The following is a 19,200-nucleotide window of genomic DNA, read 5'->3' on the forward strand; positions in this document are numbered from 1 at the left end:
GGGTCTGGCTCGCAAAACACCGGTGTTCGCGCGTCGAACCCCCGAACGCGCGTGTTCAACACGTGAACACCGGTGTTTTGCGGCACCAACGGCACCACGGCACCACCACGGTTGCGGCAGACCGCCGCCGGCCGTACTGTATGAAACGATTCAATCGCACACGAGGAAGTGACACGATGACATCGACCCCGAGCTTCGCCGGCATCGCCGACCAGCTGGCACGACAGCAGATCGAGCTGCCCAGCTGGGCCTTCGGCAACTCCGGCACCCGCTTCAAGGTGTTCAGCACGCCGGGCACCCCGCGCGACCCCTACGAGAAGATCGCCGACGCCGCCCAGGTGCACGAGTACACCGGCCTGGCCCCCACCGTCGCGCTGCACATCCCGTGGGACCTGGTCGACGACTTCGCCGACCTCAAGCGCCACGCCGAGGAGCACGGGGTGTCGCTCGGCACCGTCAACTCGAACACGTTCCAGGACGACGACTTCAAGTTCGGCGCCCTGACCCACGTCGACGAGACGATCCGGCAGAAGGCGATCGACCACCACCTGCGCTGCATCGACGTGATGGACGCCACCGGCAGCCGCGACCTGAAGATCTGGCTCGCCGAGGGCTCGAACTACCCCGGTCAAGAGGACATGCGCTCCCGCCAGGACCGCCTGCACGAGTCGCTCTCGACGATCTACGACCGCCTCGGTGCCGACCAGCGGCTCGTGCTCGAGTACAAGTTCTTCGAGCCGTCGTTCTACCACACGGACGTCCCCGACTGGGGCACCAGCTACGTGCAGACGGCGGCACTCGGGCCGAAGGCGATGGTCTGCCTCGACACCGGGCACCACGCCCCCGGCACGAACATCGAGTTCATCGTGATGCAGCTCCTGCGCCTCGGCAAGCTCGGTTCGTTCGACTTCAACTCGCGCTTCTACGCCGACGACGACCTGATCGTGGGCGCCGCGGACCCGTTCCAGCTGTTCCGGATCCTGGTCGAGGTCATCCGCGGGGGCGGCTACGACAACCCCGACGTGGCGTTCATGCTCGACCAGTGCCACAACGTCGAGGACAAGATCCCCGGCCAGATCCGCTCGGTGCTCAACGTGCAGGAGATGACGGCCCGCGCGCTGCTCCTCGATCGCGTCGCGCTGACCGCCGCGCAAGAGGCCCACGACGTCCTCGGCGCGAACGAGGTCTTCATGGACGCGTACCAGACCGACGTCCGGAAGGACCTGGCCGAGTGGCGCGAGTCCCGCGGGCTGCCGGCGAACCCGATGCGCGCCTACCTGGAGTCCGGGTACCAGCAGTCGATCGCGGCGGACCGCGTCGGCGGCGTCCAGGCCGGCTGGGGCGCGTAGGAACATGACGAACACAGTGGAGGCACGGGTGGACCCCGCAATGCACGGCACCGACGCAGACACCACGATCCGGGCGCTGGTCGCGCGCTCGAACGCGCTCGGCTCGGATCCGCGGATCACGAACTACGCGGGCGGGAACACCTCCGCCAAGGGCACCGACACCGACCCCGTCACGGGCGAACCGGTCGAGCTGCTCTGGGTGAAGGGCTCCGGGGGCGACCTCGGCACCCTCACCCCGGCGGGCCTCGCGGTCCTGCGCGTCGACCGCGTCCGTGCCCTCCAGGACGTCTACCCCGGCGTCGAGCGCGAGGACGAGATGGTCGCCGCGTTCGACTACACGCTGCACGGCAAGGGCGGTGCGGCACCGTCGATCGACACCGCGATGCACGCCCTGGTCGACGCCGCGCACGTCGACCACCTGCACCCCGACGCCGGCATCGCGATCGCCACCGCGGCGGACGGTCCGGCCCTGACCGAGCGGATCTTCGGCGCCCGTGTCGTCTGGGTGCCCTGGCGCCGACCCGGGTTCCAGCTCGGGCTCGACATCGCCGCCGTCAAGCGGGACCACCCGCAGGCGATCGGCACGATCCTGGGCGGCCACGGCATCACCGCGTGGGGGGACACGAGCGACGAGGCGCAAGGCAACTCGCGCTGGATCATCGACACCGCCGAGCAGTACCTCGCGGAGCACGGCACGGCCGACCCGTTCGGCGGCGTCCGAGCGGGGTTCGAAGCACTGCCGACCGACGAACGTCACGCACGCGCCGCCGCCCTCGCCCCGACGATCCGCGGCATCGCCGGGCACGACAAGCCGGTGGTCGGGCACTTCACCGACAGCGATGTCGTGCTCGAGTTCCTGGCGAGCGAGCGCGCCGAAGGGCTCGCGGCCCTCGGCACCAGCTGCCCGGACCACTTCCTGCGCACCAAGGTCAAGCCGCTCATCCTCGACCTGCCGGCCTCGGCGAGCGTCGACGAGCAGACCGCCCGCCTGCACGAACTGCACGAGCAGTACCGCGCGGACTACCAGGCCTACTACGACCGGCACCGGACGCCGGACTCCCCCGCGATCCGCGGCGCCGACCCGCTCATCGTGCTGGTGCCCGGCGTCGGGATGTTCTCGTACGGCAAGGACGCCCAGACCGCCCGCGTCGCCGGCGAGTTCTACATCAACGCGATCAACGTGATGCGCGGTGCCGAGTCGGTCAGCACCTACGCCCCCATCGACGAGGCCGAGAAGTTCCGGATCGAGTACTGGGCCCTCGAAGAGGCGAAGCTGCAGCGGATGCCCGCGCCCAGGAAGCTCGCGACGCGCATCGCCCTGGTCACGGGGGCTGCGTCCGGCATCGGCAAGGCGATCGCGAAGCGCCTGGCGGCCGAGGGCGCCGCCGTCGTCATCGCCGACCTCGACCTCGAGAAGGCCACCGCAGCGGCGGCCGAGATCGGCGGCCTCGACCAGGCCATCGGCGTCGCCGCGAACGTGACGGACGCCGCCGCGATCGACCAGGCGATCCAGCAGACCCTGCTGCACTTCGGCGGCCTCGACCTCGTCGTCAACAACGCGGGGCTGTCGCTGTCGAAGAGCCTGCTCGAGACCACCGAGCAGGACTGGGACCTGCAGCACGACGTGATGGCGAAGGGGTCGTTCCTGGTGTCGAAGGCCGCGGCGAAGGTGCTCATCGAGCAGGGCCTGGGCGGCGACATCGTCTACATCTCGTCGAAGAACTCGGTGTTCGCCGGGCCGAACAACATCGCGTACTCCGCCACGAAGGCCGACCAGGCCCACCAGGTGCGGTTGCTCGCGGCCGAGCTCGGTGAGCACGGCGTCCGCGTCAACGGCATCAACCCCGACGGGGTCGTGCGCGGCTCCGGCATCTTCGCGAGCGGCTGGGGCGCCAACCGCGCCAAGACGTACGGCATCGAGGAGCAGGACCTCGGCAAGTTCTACGCGCAGCGCACGATCCTGAAGCGCGAGGTCGTGCCCGAGAACGTCGCGAACGCCGTCTACGCCATCTGCACCGACGACTTCTCGCACACCACCGGCCTGCACGTGCCCGTCGATGCCGGTGTCGCCGCGGCCTTCCTGCGGTAGCGACGAACACCGAGCAGGAGCAGAACATGCACACCAGCGGCAGCGTCGCGGCGGTCGACCTCGGGGCCACCAGCGGCCGGGTGATCGTCGGCCACGTCGACCCGGACGGGGTCCGGATGGACCACGTCGCCCGGTTCCCGAACGGCCCCGTCACCCTGCACGAGGGCGACGCCGACACGGGCCGCGACGCCCTGCACTGGGACGTCGTCGAGCTGTACCGACAGGTGACCGAGGGGCTGCGGCGTGCGTTCGCCGAGCACCCCGCGATCGCCGGCATCGGCATCGACTCGTGGGCGGTCGACTACGGCCTGCTCCGCGACGGCCGACTGCTCGGGCTGCCGTCGCACTACCGCGACGACCGGCACCAGGGCGGTGTCGTCCCCGTGCACGACCGGATGGCCGCCACCGAGCTGTACGCCCGGAACGGCCTGCAGCACCTGCCGTTCAACACCCTGTTCCAGTGGGCTGCCGACCCGTCGCTGCGGCTCGCGCAGCGTGCGCTGCTCGTGCCCGACCTGCTCGGGTACTGGCTGACGGGGGTCGAGGCGGCCGAGCGCACGAACGCCTCGACGACCGGGGCCCTGAACGCGACCACCCGTGGGTGGGACCCGGCGGTGCGGGCTGCTGCGGGCCTCCCGGCCGGGCTGCTGCCCACGCTGCGCGACCCGGGCGACCGACTCGGCCCGCTGCTGCCGTCCGTCGCCGCGCTCGTCGGCGGGCAGGCCGACGTGACGCTGGTCGGCTCGCACGACACGGCGAGCGCCGTCGTCGCGGTCCCCGCGACGGAGCCGGACTTCGCCTACATCTCGTCGGGCACGTGGTCGCTCGTCGGCGTCGAGCTCGACGCGCCCGTCCTGTCGGACGCGGCACGACGCGCGAACTGCACGAACGAGGGCGGTGTCGACGGCCGCGTCCGGTTCCTGAAGAACGTGTCCGGACTGTGGTTGCTGTCGGAGAGCGTCCGTACCTGGGAGCGCGGTGGCGACCACGTCGACCTGGAGGCCCTGCTCGCCTCCGCCGCGGCCGTCACCGCCCCGGTCCCCGTCTTCGACCCCGCGGACGAGTCGTTCACGGCACCCGGCGACATGCCGGCGCGGATCGCCGCGTGGTGCGCGGCGCACGGGCTGAGCGCGCCCGCGTCGCGCGCGGAGTTCGTGCGGAGCATCCTCGAGTCGCTCGCGACGGCGTACGCCGAGACCCTGCGCACCATCGCCGACGTGACCGGCAAGGCCATCCGGGTCGTGCACGTCGTGGGCGGCGGCTCGCAGAACCGCCTGCTGTGCCAGCTGACCGCGGACCGCACCGGCCTGCCGGTCGTGGCCGGCCCGGTCGAGGCCACCGCACTCGGCAACGTGCTGGTGCAGGCGCGCGCCGTCGGACTCGCAGGCCTCGGAGGGGCTTCACTGGAGGCACTCCGCAGCGTCGTCGCACGGAGCGTCGAGCCCGTGCGGTACACCCCCTCGGCGTCGTCGCGCGCCGACCCCGATCGATCCCCCGTCAGGAGCCACGCATGACCACGACCGACGACCAGCACCGGATCGACCCCGCAACCGGCGCACCGGCGCCCGCGACCGGGTCCGCGTCCGCCGCTCGCACGCGGGTCAAGCGGCAGCTGCCGACGGTGCGGGACCTCGCGCCGCTCATGCAGTTCAAGAAGCCGTCGCTGCCGGGTCGACGGCAGCGCCTCGAACAGGCCTTGACGATCTGGGACCTGCGGGACATCGCCGCCCGGCGCACCCCGAAGGCCGCGTTCGACTACACCGAGGGTGCGGCCGAGGCGGAGATCTCACTGGCCCGCGCGCGGCAGGCGTTCGAGGACATCGAGTTCACGCCGGCGATCCTCCGCGACGTGTCCTCCGTCGACACGTCCCGCTCCGTACTCGGGGCGCCGGTGTCGTACCCGTTCGGCATCGCGCCGACGGGCTTCACGCGGATGATGCAGACCGAGGGCGAGCGGGCCGGTGCCCGGGCCGCCGGACGTGCCGGCATCCCGTTCTCGCTCTCCACGATGGGCACCACCGCGATCGAGGACGTCCGCGACGCCAACCCGCACGGGCGCAACTGGTTCCAGCTGTACATGTGGAAGGACCGCGAGAAGTCGATGGCGCTGGTCTCCCGCGCCCAGCAGGCCGGCTTCGACACTCTCCTCGTCACCGTGGACGTCCCCGTCGCGGGTGCGCGGCTGCGGGACAAGCGGAACGGGTTCTCGATCCCGCCGCAGCTCGGCGCGAAGACGATCGTCAACGCGATCCCCCGGCCGTGGTGGTGGTTCGACTTCCTGACCACCGAGCCGCTGGCGTTCGCGTCGCTCGACCGCTGGTCCGGCACCGTCGGCGAGCTGCTCGACCACATGTTCGACCCGACCGTCACCTACGAGGACCTCGCCTGGATCCGCGACCAGTGGCAGGGCAAGGTCGTCGTGAAGGGCGTGCAGTCACTGGCCGACGCCAAGCGCCTGGCCGACCTGGGGGTCGACGGCATCACGCTGTCGAACCACGGCGGCCGACAGCTCGACCGCGCCCCCGTCCCCTTCCACCTGCTGCCCTCCGTGGTGAAGGAGGTCGGGAAGGACACCGAGGTGCACCTCGACACGGGCATCATGTCCGGCGCCGACATCGTCGCTGCCGTGGCCCTCGGCGCGAAGTTCACGATGGTCGGCCGCGCCTACCTGTACGGGCTGATGGCCGGTGGCGAGGCCGGCGTGGACCGGATGATCCAGATCCTGTCCGAGCAGATCGAGCGGACCATGCGGCTGCTCGGGGTGGCCTCGCTCGACGAGCTCGAGCCGGGGCACGTGACGCAGCTGCAGCGGTTGCAGCCGATCCCCCGGGTCTGACCCGTCGGCTCGCCGCACGTTGCACCGTGCACGTTCGACGGTCGGACACCGGGCGTTCGTCGGTCGATTTCCGTGACGCCCCCCGAACGGGTCACAAATGATGCAAGATGTCCGTGGACGTGTCAACGAAACCCTCGGCATCCGGCCGGCTGATGCGTCCGTCCCTCCCCGCATCCTGCGCCCGAGCATCCACGAGGAGCCCGACATCTCGACCCGAAGCACGTGCACGCCCTCGCGCGGCACGACCCCACGGACCACGTCCACACCCCCGACCACCCGAGGGGGCACCCGATGATCCGCCACCGCGCGATCCTGGCGGTCGCGACCGCGGGCGCCCTGGTCCTCGGTGTCCCCACCGCCGCCTCCGCCCGCACCTGGTGGGGCTGGGACGGCGAACGCCGCTGGCACAACGCCCCGGTGAACCCCACCCCGACGCCGGCCCCGGACGAGACGGAGACCCCGGCCCCCACCGACGAGTGGACCCCGGATGCGGAGCCCGAGCAGGACTCCGCGCCGATCGAGGACTCCGCCCCAGTCGCCGAGCCCGCCCCCGAGGCCGCGCCGGAAGCAGCGCCCGAAGCGGATGGCTCCCCCGCGGACCTGTCCGCCATCGCACCGGACGCCTCGTTCGTCGAGGACTTCAGCAAGGACGCCGTCACCGGCCTGGTCTCGTCGCTGTACCCGCAGTCGTGGCAGGCCTACCCCGACGGCACCTCGGGCATCTACGCGCCGAGCAAGACCGTGTCGGTGCACGACGGCGTGATGGACGTCGCCCTCGGCACCGGTGCCGGAGCGGCCGGCACCTTCGGCTCCTCCGACGGCGCCTGGGACCACGTCGGCGGCTCGTTCTCGGTCCGCGCGAAGGCGACCGGCGGCGACGGCAACGGCGCGGCCTTCATGCTGTGGCCGACGTCGAACGTGTGGGCCGACGGCGAGATCGACTTCCCCGAGGGCAACTTCGAGGACAGCCCCTCGGTGTTCCACCACTCGATGACCCCGGGCAAGGAAGCCGAGCGCGTCCAGCTCGGCACCGGCGTCTCGTGGCGCGACTGGCACACCTACAAGGTCGACTGGGTCCCCGGTGAGTCCGTCACGTACAGCGTCGACGGCAAGGTCCTCGGCACCGTCACGCACGACGTGCCGACGACCCCGCACCGCTTCATGTTCCAGGTCGGCAACTGGGGCGAGCGGGGCAACCTGCTCATCGACTGGGTCTCGACGACCGAGTAGCGTCCGCAGGTCCGCACCACGGACGGACGGGAGGCCCGGTGCCAGCTGGCACCGGGCCTCCCGTCCGTCTGCGTGGTCGCGTTCCGGGCGTCACGCGCGCCGCTCAGAAGAGCGCGTTCAGGTCTGCGTAGTCCACCCCGGCCGCCAGCGAGTCGTAGGTGCCGGAGGTCAGGAGTTCGGCCGTTGCCTGCCGAGCGACGGCGTACGCGGCCTGCGCGACGGCGGAACCGAGACTGATGCGGGCCACACCGAGACGGGCGAGTTCCGACACGGTCGGCGACCCCGGACCGGCCATCACGTTCACCGGGCTGTCGATCGACTCCACCAGCGCACGGATGGTCTCGGCGTCTCGGACTCCGGGGACGAACACGCCGTCCGCGCCGGCTCCGCGGTAGCGACGAGCACGCTCGAGCGTCTCGGCCAGGAGTCGTTCGGGATCGACGAGGCCAGCGAGGTGGACGTCGGTCCGTGCGTTGACGAACAGGCGCACCCCGGCTCGGTCGGCCGCGCGCCGGGCCGCCCCGATCCGGTCGGCGAGCGCATCCGGATGCAACCTGCCGTCCTCGATGTTGATCCCGACGGCGCCCGCTTCGAGCACCGCGTCCACCGTGCGCGCCACGCCGTCCGCGTCGTCGGCGTACCCGGACTCGACGTCGACGGTGACCGGCACCGACACCGAAGCCGCGATCCGCGCGACCGCGTCCATCGCTTCCGCGCGGGTCAGGGTGTTCCCGTCCGGTCGTCCGAGGGACCAGGCGACGCCCGCACTGGTCGTGGCGATCGCGGTCGCGCCGGCATCCTCGACGAGTCGAGCGCTCGCGGCGTCCCAGACGTTGACGAGGACGAGTGGCCGGGCTGGGTGGTCGTGGAGGCCGTGGAAGGTCGCGGCTCTGGTCGAAGTCGTGTTCACCCCTCGATCCCATCGGTCCGAGCGCCGACGAGCTAGCGGATTCCGGACGACGCGGTGGGGCCGCTCAGCCCTCGGGGAGAGGAGACCTGCTCAGCAGGCGCATCGTGCTGCTGCTCAGAGCTTCTCGTCGACGAGCGCGATGAAGCGGCTGCCGATGCCCTCGACCTCGCGCCGCGTCAGGCCGGTGGTGGGCTCGGGTGCCTGGTACGGGGCGTGGTAGTCGCACATCAGGTAGTCCCATTCGGGCCACCACTTCTTCGGGCGCGCCTCTTCGTCGAAGCCGCAGACCACGCACTCCAGGCGCGTCCAGACCTTCTTGGTGCCGGTGCGGTTGGCGCGGGACTGCACGAGCCAGGCGGGCGGGTCCTGCTCGATCGCGTCGAGCTCCGCTTCGCTCAGGCGCGACGGGATGCCGTGGCGGGTCGCCATCTCGAGGGGGATGTCGAGCCGGACGGCGGCTTCGCGGCGGGAGAGCATCCGTCCAGGGTAGGTCCTGCCACTTCCCACCTCGAACTGCGTCAACGGTCGAGGGCTCCGACCACGGACTTTCCTCGAGCTGGCAGTCCGTGTATGGTCTGGATCACTGAGGTAAAAGGCGCCGCGATCTGCGACGCACCAGCACGCGGCATCGAACGAGTCGCCACTTCTTCCCTCGAAGGAGTGCGCCATCGTGTCCCCCAGTCCCGCTCTCACCACCGGGCACGTGCCCGCCGGTGACTCGTCGCCTCGTCTGCGCGACGCCTGGATCGCCCTCGCCGGGCTGTCCGCGGTGTTCCTGTTCGAGATGCTCGACAACTCCGTGCTCAACGTCGCCCTGCCGACGATCGGCCGCGACCTGGGCTCGTCGACGACGGGCCTGCAGTGGGTCTCGGGTGCCTACTCGGTCGCCTTCGGAGGGCTGATGCTGCTCTTCGGCGCCGTCGCCGACCGCATCGGACGCCGTCGGGTCATGCTCGCCGGTCTCGTCCTGCTGGCCCTGGCGAGCCTCGCCACGGCGGTGGTCACGTCGACCGAGCAGCTGATCGCCGTGCGGGTCGTGATGGGCGTCGCCGCGGCGATGACGACGCCCGGGTCGATGGCGCTGGCGTTCCGCCTCTTCGACGACGAAGGCCTCCGGGTGCGGGCGCTCACCGTCATCTCGACGGCCGGGCTCGTGGGGCTGGCAATCGGTCCGACCGTCGGCGGGTTCGTGCTCGCCGTCGCCCCGTGGCAGGTGCTGCTGTTGGCCGACGTGCCGATCGCGGTCCTCGCGCTCGTCGGCATCCGGTTGGGTGTCGCCCGCGACGAGGTGGCGGGGCTCCGTCGCGATCCGGTCGACGTGGTCGGAGCGCTGCTCGGCACCGTGACCACGGCCGGAGCACTCGTGGCGCCGACGATCCTGGTCGAGTCCGGAGCTACCGGCTGGTGGGGGTGGGCCGTCCTCGCCCTCGCCGCCACGTGCGCGGTGGGGTTCGTCGCCCGCGAGCGGACCGCGCGGCACCCGCTGATCGACCTGCACCTGCTCGCCCGACCACTCGTCTCGAGCGGCCTCGCGTTCAAGGCCGCGTCGGGTCTGGCCGTCGCCGGACTGTCGTACCTCGTGACCCTGCAGCTGCAGTTCGCCTGGGGCTGGCCGCCGGCCCTGGCCGCGGTCGGGACGCTGCCGCAGGTGGTCGTGCTGCTCGTCGGCGGCCGCTTCGTCGGGCCGTTCGTGCAGCGGGTCGGCCTGGGCCGCGCCGCCTGGATGAGCGCCGCCTCGGTCGTCGCAGGGCTCGCGGTCTTCGGCGCCCTGAGCCGGCACGGGTACCCGTGGGTGCTCGTCGCGCTCGTGCTCGTCGCCGCCGGCATGCGGGTCGTCGGCGTCGTCGCCGGCGCGTCGGTCCTCACGGGACTGCCCGCGGACCGCACCTCCGTCGGAGCTGCGCTCGTCGACACCTCGAGCGAGCTCGCGGGCGGTGCCGCCGTCGCCGCGGCGGGGACCATCGTCGCCGCCTTCGTCGCCGGGAGCATCACCACGACCACCTGGACCGCCGCCCGGCTCGAGGGCTTCCAGGACGCCCTCACCGTCGCTGGCCTCGGCCTCGCCGCGGTCGCAGCGCTGCTCGTCGTGGTCGGCTTGCTCCGAGCCCGGACCACCGAACAGGGAGACGCGGCCCCGTCCGAACCTGCCGACACCACCCCTGCACACGCCGACCCGACCACCATCACCGAGGAGACCTCCCGTGCCTGACACCATCGCCCTCCCCCGCCCGCCGTTCGATCCCGAGTTCGTGCCCTTCCTCACCGCCATGGACGCACGAGGCCGCTTCCACCTCACGACCCAGATGCTGCCGCAGATGCGACAACTGGACACGACGGAGGCGCAGCTCGACGAAGGACTGCGTGCTCGCGGCCTCGAGCGCAGCAGCATCACGATCCCGGGGCACCGCGGCGACCCGATCGACCTCGCCGTGATCCAACGCACCGGCCGAACCGGCACGGCTGCCCTGGCCTACGCGATCCACGGCGGCGGCATGATGTTCGGCCATCACCTCGGCAACCTCGACTCCTACGACGAGTGGCTGCTGGTGCACGACGTCGTCCTGGTCAGCCCCGACTACCGCCTGGCGCCGGAACACCCGGACCCGTACCCGGTCGAGGACTGCTACGCCGGTCTCGTCTGGGCAGCCGAGCACGCCGACGAACTCGGCATCGACCCGGAGCGCATCGTCCTCGTCGGGCAGAGCGCCGGTGCCGGTCTCGCCGCCGGCACGGCCCTCCTGGCCCGCGACCGACAGGGGCCCTCCGTCCTCGGCCAGGTGCTCGTGAGTCCCATGCTCGACGACCGCGACGCGACACTGTCGGCTCGGCAGTTCGACGGTGTCGGGGTCGCCGACCGGGAGATGACACGGTTCGGCTGGGACGCCTACCTCGGTGACCGGCGGGGTGGCGAAGACGTCTCCGTCTACGCTGCACCGGGCCGCGCGACCGACCTCACCGGGCTCCCGCCCGCGTACATCGACTGCGGCAGCACCGAGGTGTTCCGCGACGAGACCGTCGCCTGGGCCAGCTCGCTGTGGGCTGCAGGAGTCCAGGCGGAACTGCACGTGTGGCCGGGAGCGTTCCACGGATCGACGAGCATGATGCCCGACGCGACGCTGTCGCGGCGGGCCGTGCAGGCTCTGCGCGAGTTCACCGGTCGCCTCCTCAACCCGGCCGCTTGACGGCCGCCCCGGCACGAGCGCGTCGCGGCGCTCGTGCCGGGACCGGCTCCTGTTCGCAGCAACAGCTAGATCCGGTCCAGGGACACCACCGTGACGACGATCGGCCACGCCTCACCGTCGAGCTGCACGGACCGCAGCCCGCGCGGCAGGGCTTGTCCGTCTTCGGACTCAACGACGACTCCCTGCAGCCCGATGAGGTGCCCGGAACCCCTGCTGTAGTGCACGCGATCACCGACGACGGGCATGATGATGGTGTCCGCCGCCAGCTCCTCTGCGGCGAGTTCCACGGTGAGAGGCCAAGACTCCGTGAGCACCTCGGCGAGCTGTGCCTCGAACACGCCGCGTTCGTCGAGCTCCGCGTCGCCCGCCTCGGGATCCACGATCCTCGCGATTGGCAGGATCTGCTGGCCGATCGTGCGCGCGACTCCGCATCCGATCGCGACACCCAGGCCGGCGAGGGACAGCCTCATGCTCGCCATCTCGAACCGCAACGGGACTGGCTCAGCAACGACCTGACGGATTCCGCCGTTCGAGCCGCCGGCGGTGTGCGCTCGCACGGCAGTCGCCTTCACCGCGCCGTGGAGTCGTGGCGCGACCGGAGCTGCTCGTGTCCGCCGGAGATCACCACCGAACTGCTCGCCGAGATGCTTCTTGAACGCAAGGGCGCCAGGCCGTCGCTCGTCGCAGTTGTCCATCGGGTCGCCTTCGGGTCGGCTTCTCGCAGCCTCGAGTCAGGCTGTTCCCGGACCGTACTGCCGGACCGTCGGCGCACACGATGGTTCCTCACCGATCTTGCGGTAACCAGCAAGGCCGATTCGGAGTTCGCGCCGGCACAGCCCCCGTTTGCTCCGACCTCGGCCTCCTCAGCGGACGAGCGCCGATGCATTGCGGCGGGCTCTTCGCCGCAGGGCCTGACGGACCCCCGTGAGCACGGCGCCGCACACGACCGTGACGACGATCCCGATGGCCGTCCCGCCGGCCGGTCCGCTTCCGGAGTTCGACCATGGCAGCCCGAGAGCCCACTGGAGCGCGGGGCCCAACACGAGGAGCACCCCGGCCGGAACGACGATGATCAGCAACGCGCGGCGGCCGCTCCAGGCAGGATGCAGCAGGATGACAACGGCGGCCAGGGCGACGACCGCGAGAGCACCGTAGATCCACGATGCGCCGGACATCCGCCAGCCGTCGTGCGCGAACCAGTCGTGGACTTCACGGACGGTCCGCGCCCACGCGTGCTGACCGCGGCCGTGTGTCGACGAGATCACGGGCAGCGGCCATCCGATGACGGCGAGAACTCCGGCGACCGCGCTCGCGACTCCGAGCACGACCACCCCGAACCGCGAACCGTCTGTGAAGCGATGCCCCGAGGTCCAGGTTGCCCATTGAGTAAATTTGCCCAATGGGCAAATATGTTCTAGTTTGGTGTCATGACAGACAAGGTCTCGTTCCGTGACCAGAAGAAGGCAGCGATCCGTGACGCGTTGAGCGTGACGACTGTGCTGCTCGCTCGGGAGCGGGGGCTCGACAACATCCGTGTCGAGGACATCGTCGGTCGGGTCGGAGTGTCGAGGCGGACGTTCGGGAACTACTTCTCGAGCAAGGAAGACGCGATCGCGGACCGCCACGTGCAACGCGTGCGCAGGGCAGCCGACGATCTGCTCCAGCGGCCACTCGAGGAGCCGTTGTGGACTGCCATCACGGAGGCGCTGCTCGCGCCGTACGAGGCAGAAGAGACGACGACCCCGTCCCGGGAGGAGCAGAGCGGGCTGCTTGCAGTGCTGTCGACGCCGGGCATGCAGTCAGCCGTCGATCGAGGTGCTCGCGCAGCGAACGCAGTGTTCGCGGCCGCCGTCGCGGCGCGCTCAGACGCAGCACCGGAGGATCCCATTCCTGGTCTGGTGTCCGCCGCTGCGCTTTCGACCTTGTTGACAACGCTGGAGTCCTGGGCGGCGCGCGCGGAGCCACAACCCCTCCAGCCGTTCCTCCGAGCTGCGTTCCAACTCCTCGGCGACGGTTTCGACCACCTCCGCTGACCACTGATCCCACACTCTTCGTCAGAAGGAAGACCATCATGTACGACGTCGTCATCGTCGGAGGCGGCCCCGTGGGCATCTTCGTCGCCTGCGAGCTGAAGCTCGCGGGTGTGAACCCCCTCGTCCTCGAACGCCTCCCCGAGATCAACCAATGGGACAAGGCGCACGGCTTGACCGGGCAGGTCGTCCGACTACTGGACCACCGCGGCTTGTTCGAGCGGTGTGCTGGGAGGGCCGTCCCGGAGCCGGCTCCGGGCTTCTTCTTCGGAGCGCTGCCATTGCCGCTCCACACGCTCGGCGACCGCAACCCGATGTACCTGCTCCACATCAACCAGCGCGACCTCGAGCGCGTGCTCAACGACCGCGCAGCAGAACTCGGTGTTGAGATCCGTCGCGGCGTCGAGATGCGCTCCTTCACCCAACACGACGACTCCGTCACCGTCGACGTTGTCGACGTCGCGAGCGGAGCAGAGAGCACCGTGTCGGCGCAGTACCTCGTGGGTAGTGACGGGGCGCGAAGCACTGTTCGGAAGCTCTCCGGTATCGGCTTCCCTGGCAACACCGACCACCACATCGTGGACCGCACAGCCCTGATCTCGCCAACTGAGCAGCTGACGCCCGCCGGCCCCGGGAAAGTGCACGTCGCGGGTCTGGGAGAGATCGCGGAGAGCTTCCACCGCACTGAAACCGGCGTCGTCACCATCGCCCTCCGTGACCCGGAGCACCCGCTGGTCTACACCGCGGAATGGGAGGACCAGCCTGACCGCAGCTTCCCCGGTGAGGGAGCAGCCATGACATTGCACGAGATGGAGGACAGCCTCGAGCGCGTCCTCGGCGTCCGTCTCGACCTCAACGCGCCGGCCGACGGTGAGCCGACGTTGCTGCGCCGTCTGACCGGTCGGAGCACACGCGTCGCTGACCGCTATCGCGACCGGCGGATCTTCCTCCTCGGCGATGCCGCACACGTGCACTCTGCCGCAGGCGGACCCGGCCTGAACCTCGCGCTCCAGGACGCGGCGAACCTCGCCTGGAAACTCGCCGCCAGCCTCCACGGCTGGGCCCCCGCGAGCTTGCTCGACACCTACGAGACTGAGCGGCGCCCGCTCGGACAACGCGTCTTCATGCAGACCCAAGCGCAGACCGCGCTCATGGCGCCCGGCTCGGATGTCACCGCCCTCCGGAACCTCTTCGCCGAGATGCTCGCAGACACGACCACCGTGCAGCGCATCGCAGATCTCCTCGCCGGCTCGGACGTCCGCTACGACACGAGCCCCGCGAACCCAGATGGCCCCACCGGATGGTTTGCACCGTCACAACGGGTCGAACTCGCCGACGGGACCATCCGCAGAATCCCGGAACTGCTCCGCACCGCCCACCCCATCTTGGTCGACGCGACCGGCACGTACCGCGACACCATCGCTCCGTGGAACGACCGCGTCGACTACGTGCCGCTTGCCGCAACGCACGAACAGACCTCGATGCTGATTCGGCCCGACGGATTCGTCGCCTGGTCCCACAGCGACCCCGCCTCCCTCACAGAGGCACTCGCCGCCTGGTGCGGAACACCCGAACACGGCTCTACCGGAACGGTGTAACGCATGAACCTCGACGTGATCGGAGCCGCGATCGTCTCGATCAGCGGCGCGCTCTTCGCGACAGCTTCGATCTGGTGTCTGATCGGCCTTTTCCTCAGAACACGAGCAATGCCTGTGCTCCCAGCAGCTTCCAGAGCCCACCTGTTCACGTCGGCATTGACGGTCTTCGCCGGGCTCGTGGTCCACATCATCGGCTTCTTCCCCGAAGCCTTCGTGCTCGTCTACGGAGGCGCGACGTCGATGCTCGTCGCCGCCTTCTTCGCACGTACGACGGAACGGCCCGCGCCCGGCCGGGTCGCGGGGCCGGCCCTGCTCACGGCGGGCGGGATCGTCGTGCTCACCATCGGGCTGCTCATCTAACCGCTGAACAGTCACAAGCGCGCGAAAGTGAGCGAGCAAGCGAGCCCGTGACCGTCCGTCCGTCCCGTAGCCGATTCCTCACCGGGGGTCTGGTCGTCTCAGAGCTCTGACGTCGGCTGTTGGCGGGGGTTGAGAAGATCGCCGTCCCGGCTCAGGTCGTCATCTTCGTGCACCTCGAAGGCCTCGAAGTGATCGTCCGCGAGGATGCTGTCGACGAGTGCGCGTGAGCCGGCGACGATCGTCGAGTCCCAGTCTTCCTCGGAAGCGACGACCCAGGTGTGATCCGCGGGCCACATCAGCGACGTGTACGGCCCCTCCTGCTGGGGGCGACTGCATCCCCATCCGGGGACGGAGCACTGCGCCCACGATGGGTCAGCAAGCTCGCGCAGGCTCGAGCTGAACAACCACATGTCCCGACCGGGCCATGGCATCTGCATGCGAGCCCGCGCGCGTGTGTTCCGGCCTCCCTCGGCCCAGGGCGGGTTGCCGGTGCCTTCCCACGCACCGATGACCAGGTCGTCCGGGTTCCGCGTCGCGCCCCGCAGGTGCGTGGTCAGGACCGCGAGGTCCTCCGGGTTGAACCACCCATCGTCGGACTGACCGACACTCCACCCATCCGACCAGTCCCTCGTGTGCTCGTCATCGCTGATGCGGAACCACCGCACCAGGGGATGCATCACCCGGCCGTTACGGCGCGCAACCTCAGCCCACCGCCAACGCGTGTACTCAACTTCGACGGGATTGCCCCACTCGTCGACCGTGTTCGGGTCAGTACGGTGCGCATCCACCGGGTGCAGCAGCCGCGCGTACGCATCGAAGCCCGTGCCAGCGACACCGCCGACGGTCGCCCATCGACCGGCTCGCTTCACGAGCCAGTCACCTCGCAGGGCTTCGGTCAGCAGGAGCACATGCATCAGCATCCCACGGTGAACGCCTTCACTCACGAGAAGCAGTCTCCGAAGACCATCCGCAACCGGAACCGCCGCTACTCCCCCACGTCCGAGCATCTCGGCAACGCCGCGATGTCCGTGCACCCGTACTCGCTCCACCCACCCTGGCCGTAGGTGTCGTACGCCGCAGTCGACGCCACCGTGGCCCCTGCACCACCCGTCCGGACGAAAGACGGAGTCGGATCACCCTCGGTCGTCCACCGGACCCACTGGAGCGAGGCCACCTCGCCCGCTTCGCTCGCGTCCCGCAGGCACCGCAGACTCTCGGCCGGGAGCGCACCGTCGGCCTCGAGCTCCACGTCACCGCAGTCGGTACCGCTCGGGTTGCTGACCCACTCGGGCGCATCGGCGAGTGTGCGGGCGGATGCGATGGGGTCAGCTGGCTGCTCGCTGCACGCCGACAGGAGCGGCAGCGCGACCAGCGCGAGTCCGGCGGCGGCGAGGACGAGTGGCTTCTGCACAGGACGAGCATGGCTCAACGAGACGCCCTGCCGGGTCACGGTCCGACAACATGTCGAGCGCTGGCGACCTGACGCCCGGTGGTCCACACGAGACGGACGGGAGGTGGGCCCCACCAGCCGGTACCGGCGCACCGCGCCAGCGGGGTGACGGCCGAGTCTGGAGGGACGGTGCCAGCTGGCACCGGGCCTCCCGTCCGCCTGCTGGTCGCGTCGACGACGCGACGAGCAGGCGCTGGTGCGTCAGCGCGATCGGACGATCGCGGCCTTGGTCTGGTCACGCAGGTACGCGATGCCGGCGGCGTTCGGGTGGAGTGCGCCGAACAGGATGCTGTACTTCGTCCCGGCCAGCGGCGTGCTGTCCGCAGCGGTGCCGCGATCCGTCAGGGTGAGTCCTGCCATCCAGGCGGAACCCGACGCAGCACAGGGCGTGTGCGCGGCAGAGCCCTGGAGCGTCGAGACGTAGGTGAAGCCACGAGCCTTCGCCGCAGCCTTCACCGCTCCGTCGAGCGCGTTCTGGGTGCGGTGGAAGTAGGCGGTGTCGGTCGCGGTGAAGGGGAACGCGTTCTGCGGGAACGGCGGCTCGAGTCCGGAGTCACCGAGGAGGCTCGAGAAGCACCCCTTCGGGGACTGCGCCGAGCCCGGCGCGATCATCGGGTAGCCGACGACGAACACCTTCGCCCGCGGAGCACGCTGCGCGATCACGCGGAACGTCTGCGCGAGCCGTGGCGCGACCGTGTTGTGGATGCGCGCTGCGAGACGGTCCCGCTCGACGCCGTGCACGACCGGTGCGTAGTAGTCCTTGCAGTGGTCGTAGGTCTTCCCGTGGATCTCCGAGAACACCGGGCCGTCCTTGTCCAGCGCGACGCAGTTCGAGATGACGTCGGTGAACCCCAGGTCGTTCCCGCCGATCGACACCGTGACGACGTCCGTGTCCTTGGACAGCGCGTCGGCCTGGACGGGCGCGGTGGCGCTGCCGACACCGGTCGCCTGCGGGACCCGGGTGATGTTGCCGGTGGTGGCACCGGCACAGGCACGGTCGTCGAGCCGGAGCCCCAGCGATGCCGCGACCTGGTGCGGGTAGTCGGTGGTGGACTGGAAGCAGCCGGCCACCGGACCCGAGCCGTAGGGGGCGACGCCGAAGCCGCCCGCGTACGAGTCGCCGAGGGCCACGTAGCTGTCACCGCGGGACGGCGAGGACACGGCGGCCACGGACTGGGCGGGCGCCGCGCCGTCGGCGTTGGCCGCGGAGACGGGCCCCGCTGCCCCGACAGCGAGCGCTGCCGCCGTCAGGACGCCACCGGTGATCAGCAGCGCGTTGGTCCGGCGGAGGCGAGGAGCGTGACGCATGGAGCAGGTTCCTTCCAGAGGTCCATTCGACAGACGATCGTCTGACAAGTAGACGGTAGGTCGGCGGGACGCCCCGCGCCATGAGAGGGCCACAAGGTGCGAGGGATGCGTTCCGCGCACCCGTCCTGTCCCTCGACGTGGATCAGGCCGGCGCGCACCAGGTGGACAGGTGGTCCAGCGCCGCTCCGGCCGTGGCCACCAAGCGCTTGCGGGTCGATTCCCGGTCGGCATCCGCGAGGACCGCGTCGCCGATGGCCTCGGTGGCCTGCTGCACGACGGCCACGAGTGCGGCAGCCTGAGCACGCCGGGTCATCGAGTCGAAACCCGTGTCCGCCAGTTCTTCTGCCACCGCGGACGTGACCTCGTCGTAGAACTCCAGCGCCCGTCGACGGAGCACCGCGCTGAGCCGGCACTGCGCCGGGAACTCCCCTCGCGCCAGAGCCGGATCCTCTGCGACGTACCGATCGACGTCCTCGAGGACGATGGTGCGCATCGCTTCCGCCGGCGACTGGTGCGCACCTCGGTCAGCGACCGCAGCTCGGATCTTCTCGAGCACCTCGTCGGCTCGGTCGAACACCAGATCGGGTTTGGTCGGGAAGTAGTTGTAGACGGTCTGATCCGAGACGCCTGCAGCTCGGGCCACGTCTGACATCGACACCTCGTCGTACCCGTGCTCAGCGAACAACCGTGCAGCAACGTCACCCAGGCGCTCGCGGGTCTCCCGTTTCTTGCGCTCTCGCAGCCCCGACGGAACACCCGTACTCGACTCCACCATCCCCCGAGTCTCACACGAAACGTTGAGTGACCCAAAGTTCTGGTACGTTTGCCGAACTTAGAGTCACTACAAGTTCGGTGGAT

At 70.2% G+C, this 19,200-nt stretch carries 18 protein-coding genes; 10 read left to right on the forward strand and 8 right to left on the reverse strand.

Annotated elements, in window-relative coordinates:
• Positions 1–176 precede the first annotated feature (176 nt).
• The 5 genes from rhaI to ACZZ9K_RS06350 all read left to right on the forward strand — a co-directional run bounded on the left by rhaI (position 177) and on the right by ACZZ9K_RS06350 (position 7,504).
• Positions 177–1,349, forward strand: a complete 1,173-nt coding sequence (gene rhaI / locus ACZZ9K_RS06330) for an L-rhamnose isomerase (protein WP_138803962.1) — start codon at positions 177–179, stop codon at positions 1,347–1,349.
• 40 nt (positions 1,350–1,389) lie between these two features.
• Positions 1,390–3,438, forward strand: a complete 2,049-nt coding sequence (locus ACZZ9K_RS06335; protein WP_463444741.1) for a bifunctional aldolase/short-chain dehydrogenase — start codon at positions 1,390–1,392, stop codon at positions 3,436–3,438.
• Between the two features lie 26 nt (positions 3,439–3,464).
• Positions 3,465–4,952: a rhamnulokinase gene (locus tag ACZZ9K_RS06340; RefSeq protein ID WP_463443588.1), complete on the forward strand. Its 1,488-nt coding sequence runs from the start codon at positions 3,465–3,467 to the stop codon at positions 4,950–4,952.
• Positions 4,949–6,274 carry an alpha-hydroxy acid oxidase gene (locus tag ACZZ9K_RS06345; protein WP_463443589.1) on the forward strand — a complete coding sequence of 442 codons (1,326 nt, stop codon included), beginning with the start codon at positions 4,949–4,951 and terminating at the stop codon, positions 6,272–6,274. Before ACZZ9K_RS06340 ends, ACZZ9K_RS06345 begins: the two co-directional genes overlap by 4 nt.
• 291 nt (positions 6,275–6,565) lie before the next feature.
• Positions 6,566–7,504, forward strand: a complete 939-nt coding sequence (locus tag ACZZ9K_RS06350; protein WP_463443590.1) for a glycoside hydrolase family 16 protein — start codon at positions 6,566–6,568, stop codon at positions 7,502–7,504.
• A 103-nt stretch (positions 7,505–7,607) separates the two neighbouring features.
• On the opposite strand, the gene ACZZ9K_RS06355 is transcribed toward ACZZ9K_RS06350, so the two are convergent.
• Together ACZZ9K_RS06355 and ACZZ9K_RS06360 are read right to left on the reverse strand one after the other, a co-directional pair.
• Positions 7,608–8,414, reverse strand: coding sequence for an isocitrate lyase/PEP mutase family protein (locus ACZZ9K_RS06355; RefSeq protein ID WP_463443591.1), 807 nt, complete (start codon positions 8,412–8,414; stop codon positions 7,608–7,610).
• 114 nt (positions 8,415–8,528) lie between these two features.
• Positions 8,529–8,891, reverse strand: coding sequence for a hypothetical protein (locus tag ACZZ9K_RS06360; protein WP_071247743.1), 363 nt, complete (start codon positions 8,889–8,891; stop codon positions 8,529–8,531).
• A 193-nt stretch (positions 8,892–9,084) separates the two neighbouring features.
• Here ACZZ9K_RS06360 and ACZZ9K_RS06365 point away from each other — a divergent pair, with 193 nt between their 5' ends.
• Together ACZZ9K_RS06365 and ACZZ9K_RS06370 are read left to right on the forward strand one after the other, a co-directional pair.
• On the forward strand, positions 9,085–10,623 hold the full coding sequence (locus ACZZ9K_RS06365; RefSeq protein ID WP_463443592.1) for an MFS transporter: 1,539 nt from the start codon (positions 9,085–9,087) through the stop codon (positions 10,621–10,623).
• The gene (locus tag ACZZ9K_RS06370) at positions 10,616–11,596 is read left to right on the forward strand and encodes an alpha/beta hydrolase (RefSeq protein WP_463443593.1); all 981 of its coding nucleotides are present in this window, start codon (positions 10,616–10,618) and stop codon (positions 11,594–11,596) included. The genes ACZZ9K_RS06365 and ACZZ9K_RS06370 overlap by 8 nt, the downstream gene beginning before the upstream one ends.
• Positions 11,597–11,661: 65 nt before the next feature.
• Here ACZZ9K_RS06370 and ACZZ9K_RS06375 read toward each other — a convergent pair whose 3' ends face one another.
• On the reverse strand, positions 11,662–12,291 hold the full coding sequence (locus tag ACZZ9K_RS06375) for a hypothetical protein (RefSeq protein ID WP_463443594.1): 630 nt from the start codon (positions 12,289–12,291) through the stop codon (positions 11,662–11,664).
• Positions 12,292–12,459: 168 nt separating this feature from the next.
• A complete protein-coding gene (locus ACZZ9K_RS06380; RefSeq protein ID WP_463443595.1) occupies positions 12,460–12,921 on the reverse strand; it encodes a hypothetical protein in 462 nt (153 codons plus the stop codon).
• 102 nt (positions 12,922–13,023) lie between these two features.
• Between ACZZ9K_RS06380 and ACZZ9K_RS06385 the strand changes: the two genes are divergently transcribed.
• The 3 genes from ACZZ9K_RS06385 to ACZZ9K_RS06395 are packed head-to-tail and all read left to right on the forward strand — an operon-like array spanning position 13,024 to position 15,584.
• Complete coding sequence (locus ACZZ9K_RS06385; protein WP_214560725.1) at positions 13,024–13,629, forward strand: TetR/AcrR family transcriptional regulator; 606 nt, start codon at positions 13,024–13,026, stop codon at positions 13,627–13,629.
• 38 nt (positions 13,630–13,667) lie between these two features.
• Entirely contained in the window at positions 13,668–15,224 is a 1,557-nt protein-coding gene (locus tag ACZZ9K_RS06390; protein ID WP_463443596.1) for an FAD-dependent monooxygenase, read from the forward strand.
• 3 nt (positions 15,225–15,227) lie between these two features.
• Positions 15,228–15,584: a hypothetical protein gene (locus tag ACZZ9K_RS06395; protein WP_463443597.1), complete on the forward strand. Its 357-nt coding sequence runs from the start codon at positions 15,228–15,230 to the stop codon at positions 15,582–15,584.
• A gap of 98 nt (positions 15,585–15,682) precedes the next feature.
• Here the strand turns inward: ACZZ9K_RS06395 and ACZZ9K_RS06400 are convergent, their stop codons facing one another.
• From ACZZ9K_RS06400 to ACZZ9K_RS06415, 4 genes are all read right to left on the reverse strand, one after another.
• Complete coding sequence (locus ACZZ9K_RS06400; protein ID WP_463443598.1) at positions 15,683–16,528, reverse strand: hypothetical protein; 846 nt, start codon at positions 16,526–16,528, stop codon at positions 15,683–15,685.
• Between the two features lie 41 nt (positions 16,529–16,569).
• Positions 16,570–16,995, reverse strand: coding sequence for a hypothetical protein (locus ACZZ9K_RS06405; protein WP_463443599.1), 426 nt, complete (start codon positions 16,993–16,995; stop codon positions 16,570–16,572).
• 240 nt (positions 16,996–17,235) lie between these two features.
• Positions 17,236–18,342 carry an SGNH/GDSL hydrolase family protein gene (locus ACZZ9K_RS06410; protein WP_463443600.1) on the reverse strand — a complete coding sequence of 369 codons (1,107 nt, stop codon included), beginning with the start codon at positions 18,340–18,342 and terminating at the stop codon, positions 17,236–17,238.
• 142 nt (positions 18,343–18,484) lie between these two features.
• Complete coding sequence (locus tag ACZZ9K_RS06415; protein WP_463443601.1) at positions 18,485–19,117, reverse strand: TetR/AcrR family transcriptional regulator; 633 nt, start codon at positions 19,115–19,117, stop codon at positions 18,485–18,487.
• Between the last annotated feature and the right edge of the window lie 83 nt (positions 19,118–19,200).

It is taken from the genome of Curtobacterium sp. AC268 (assembly GCF_979258745.1).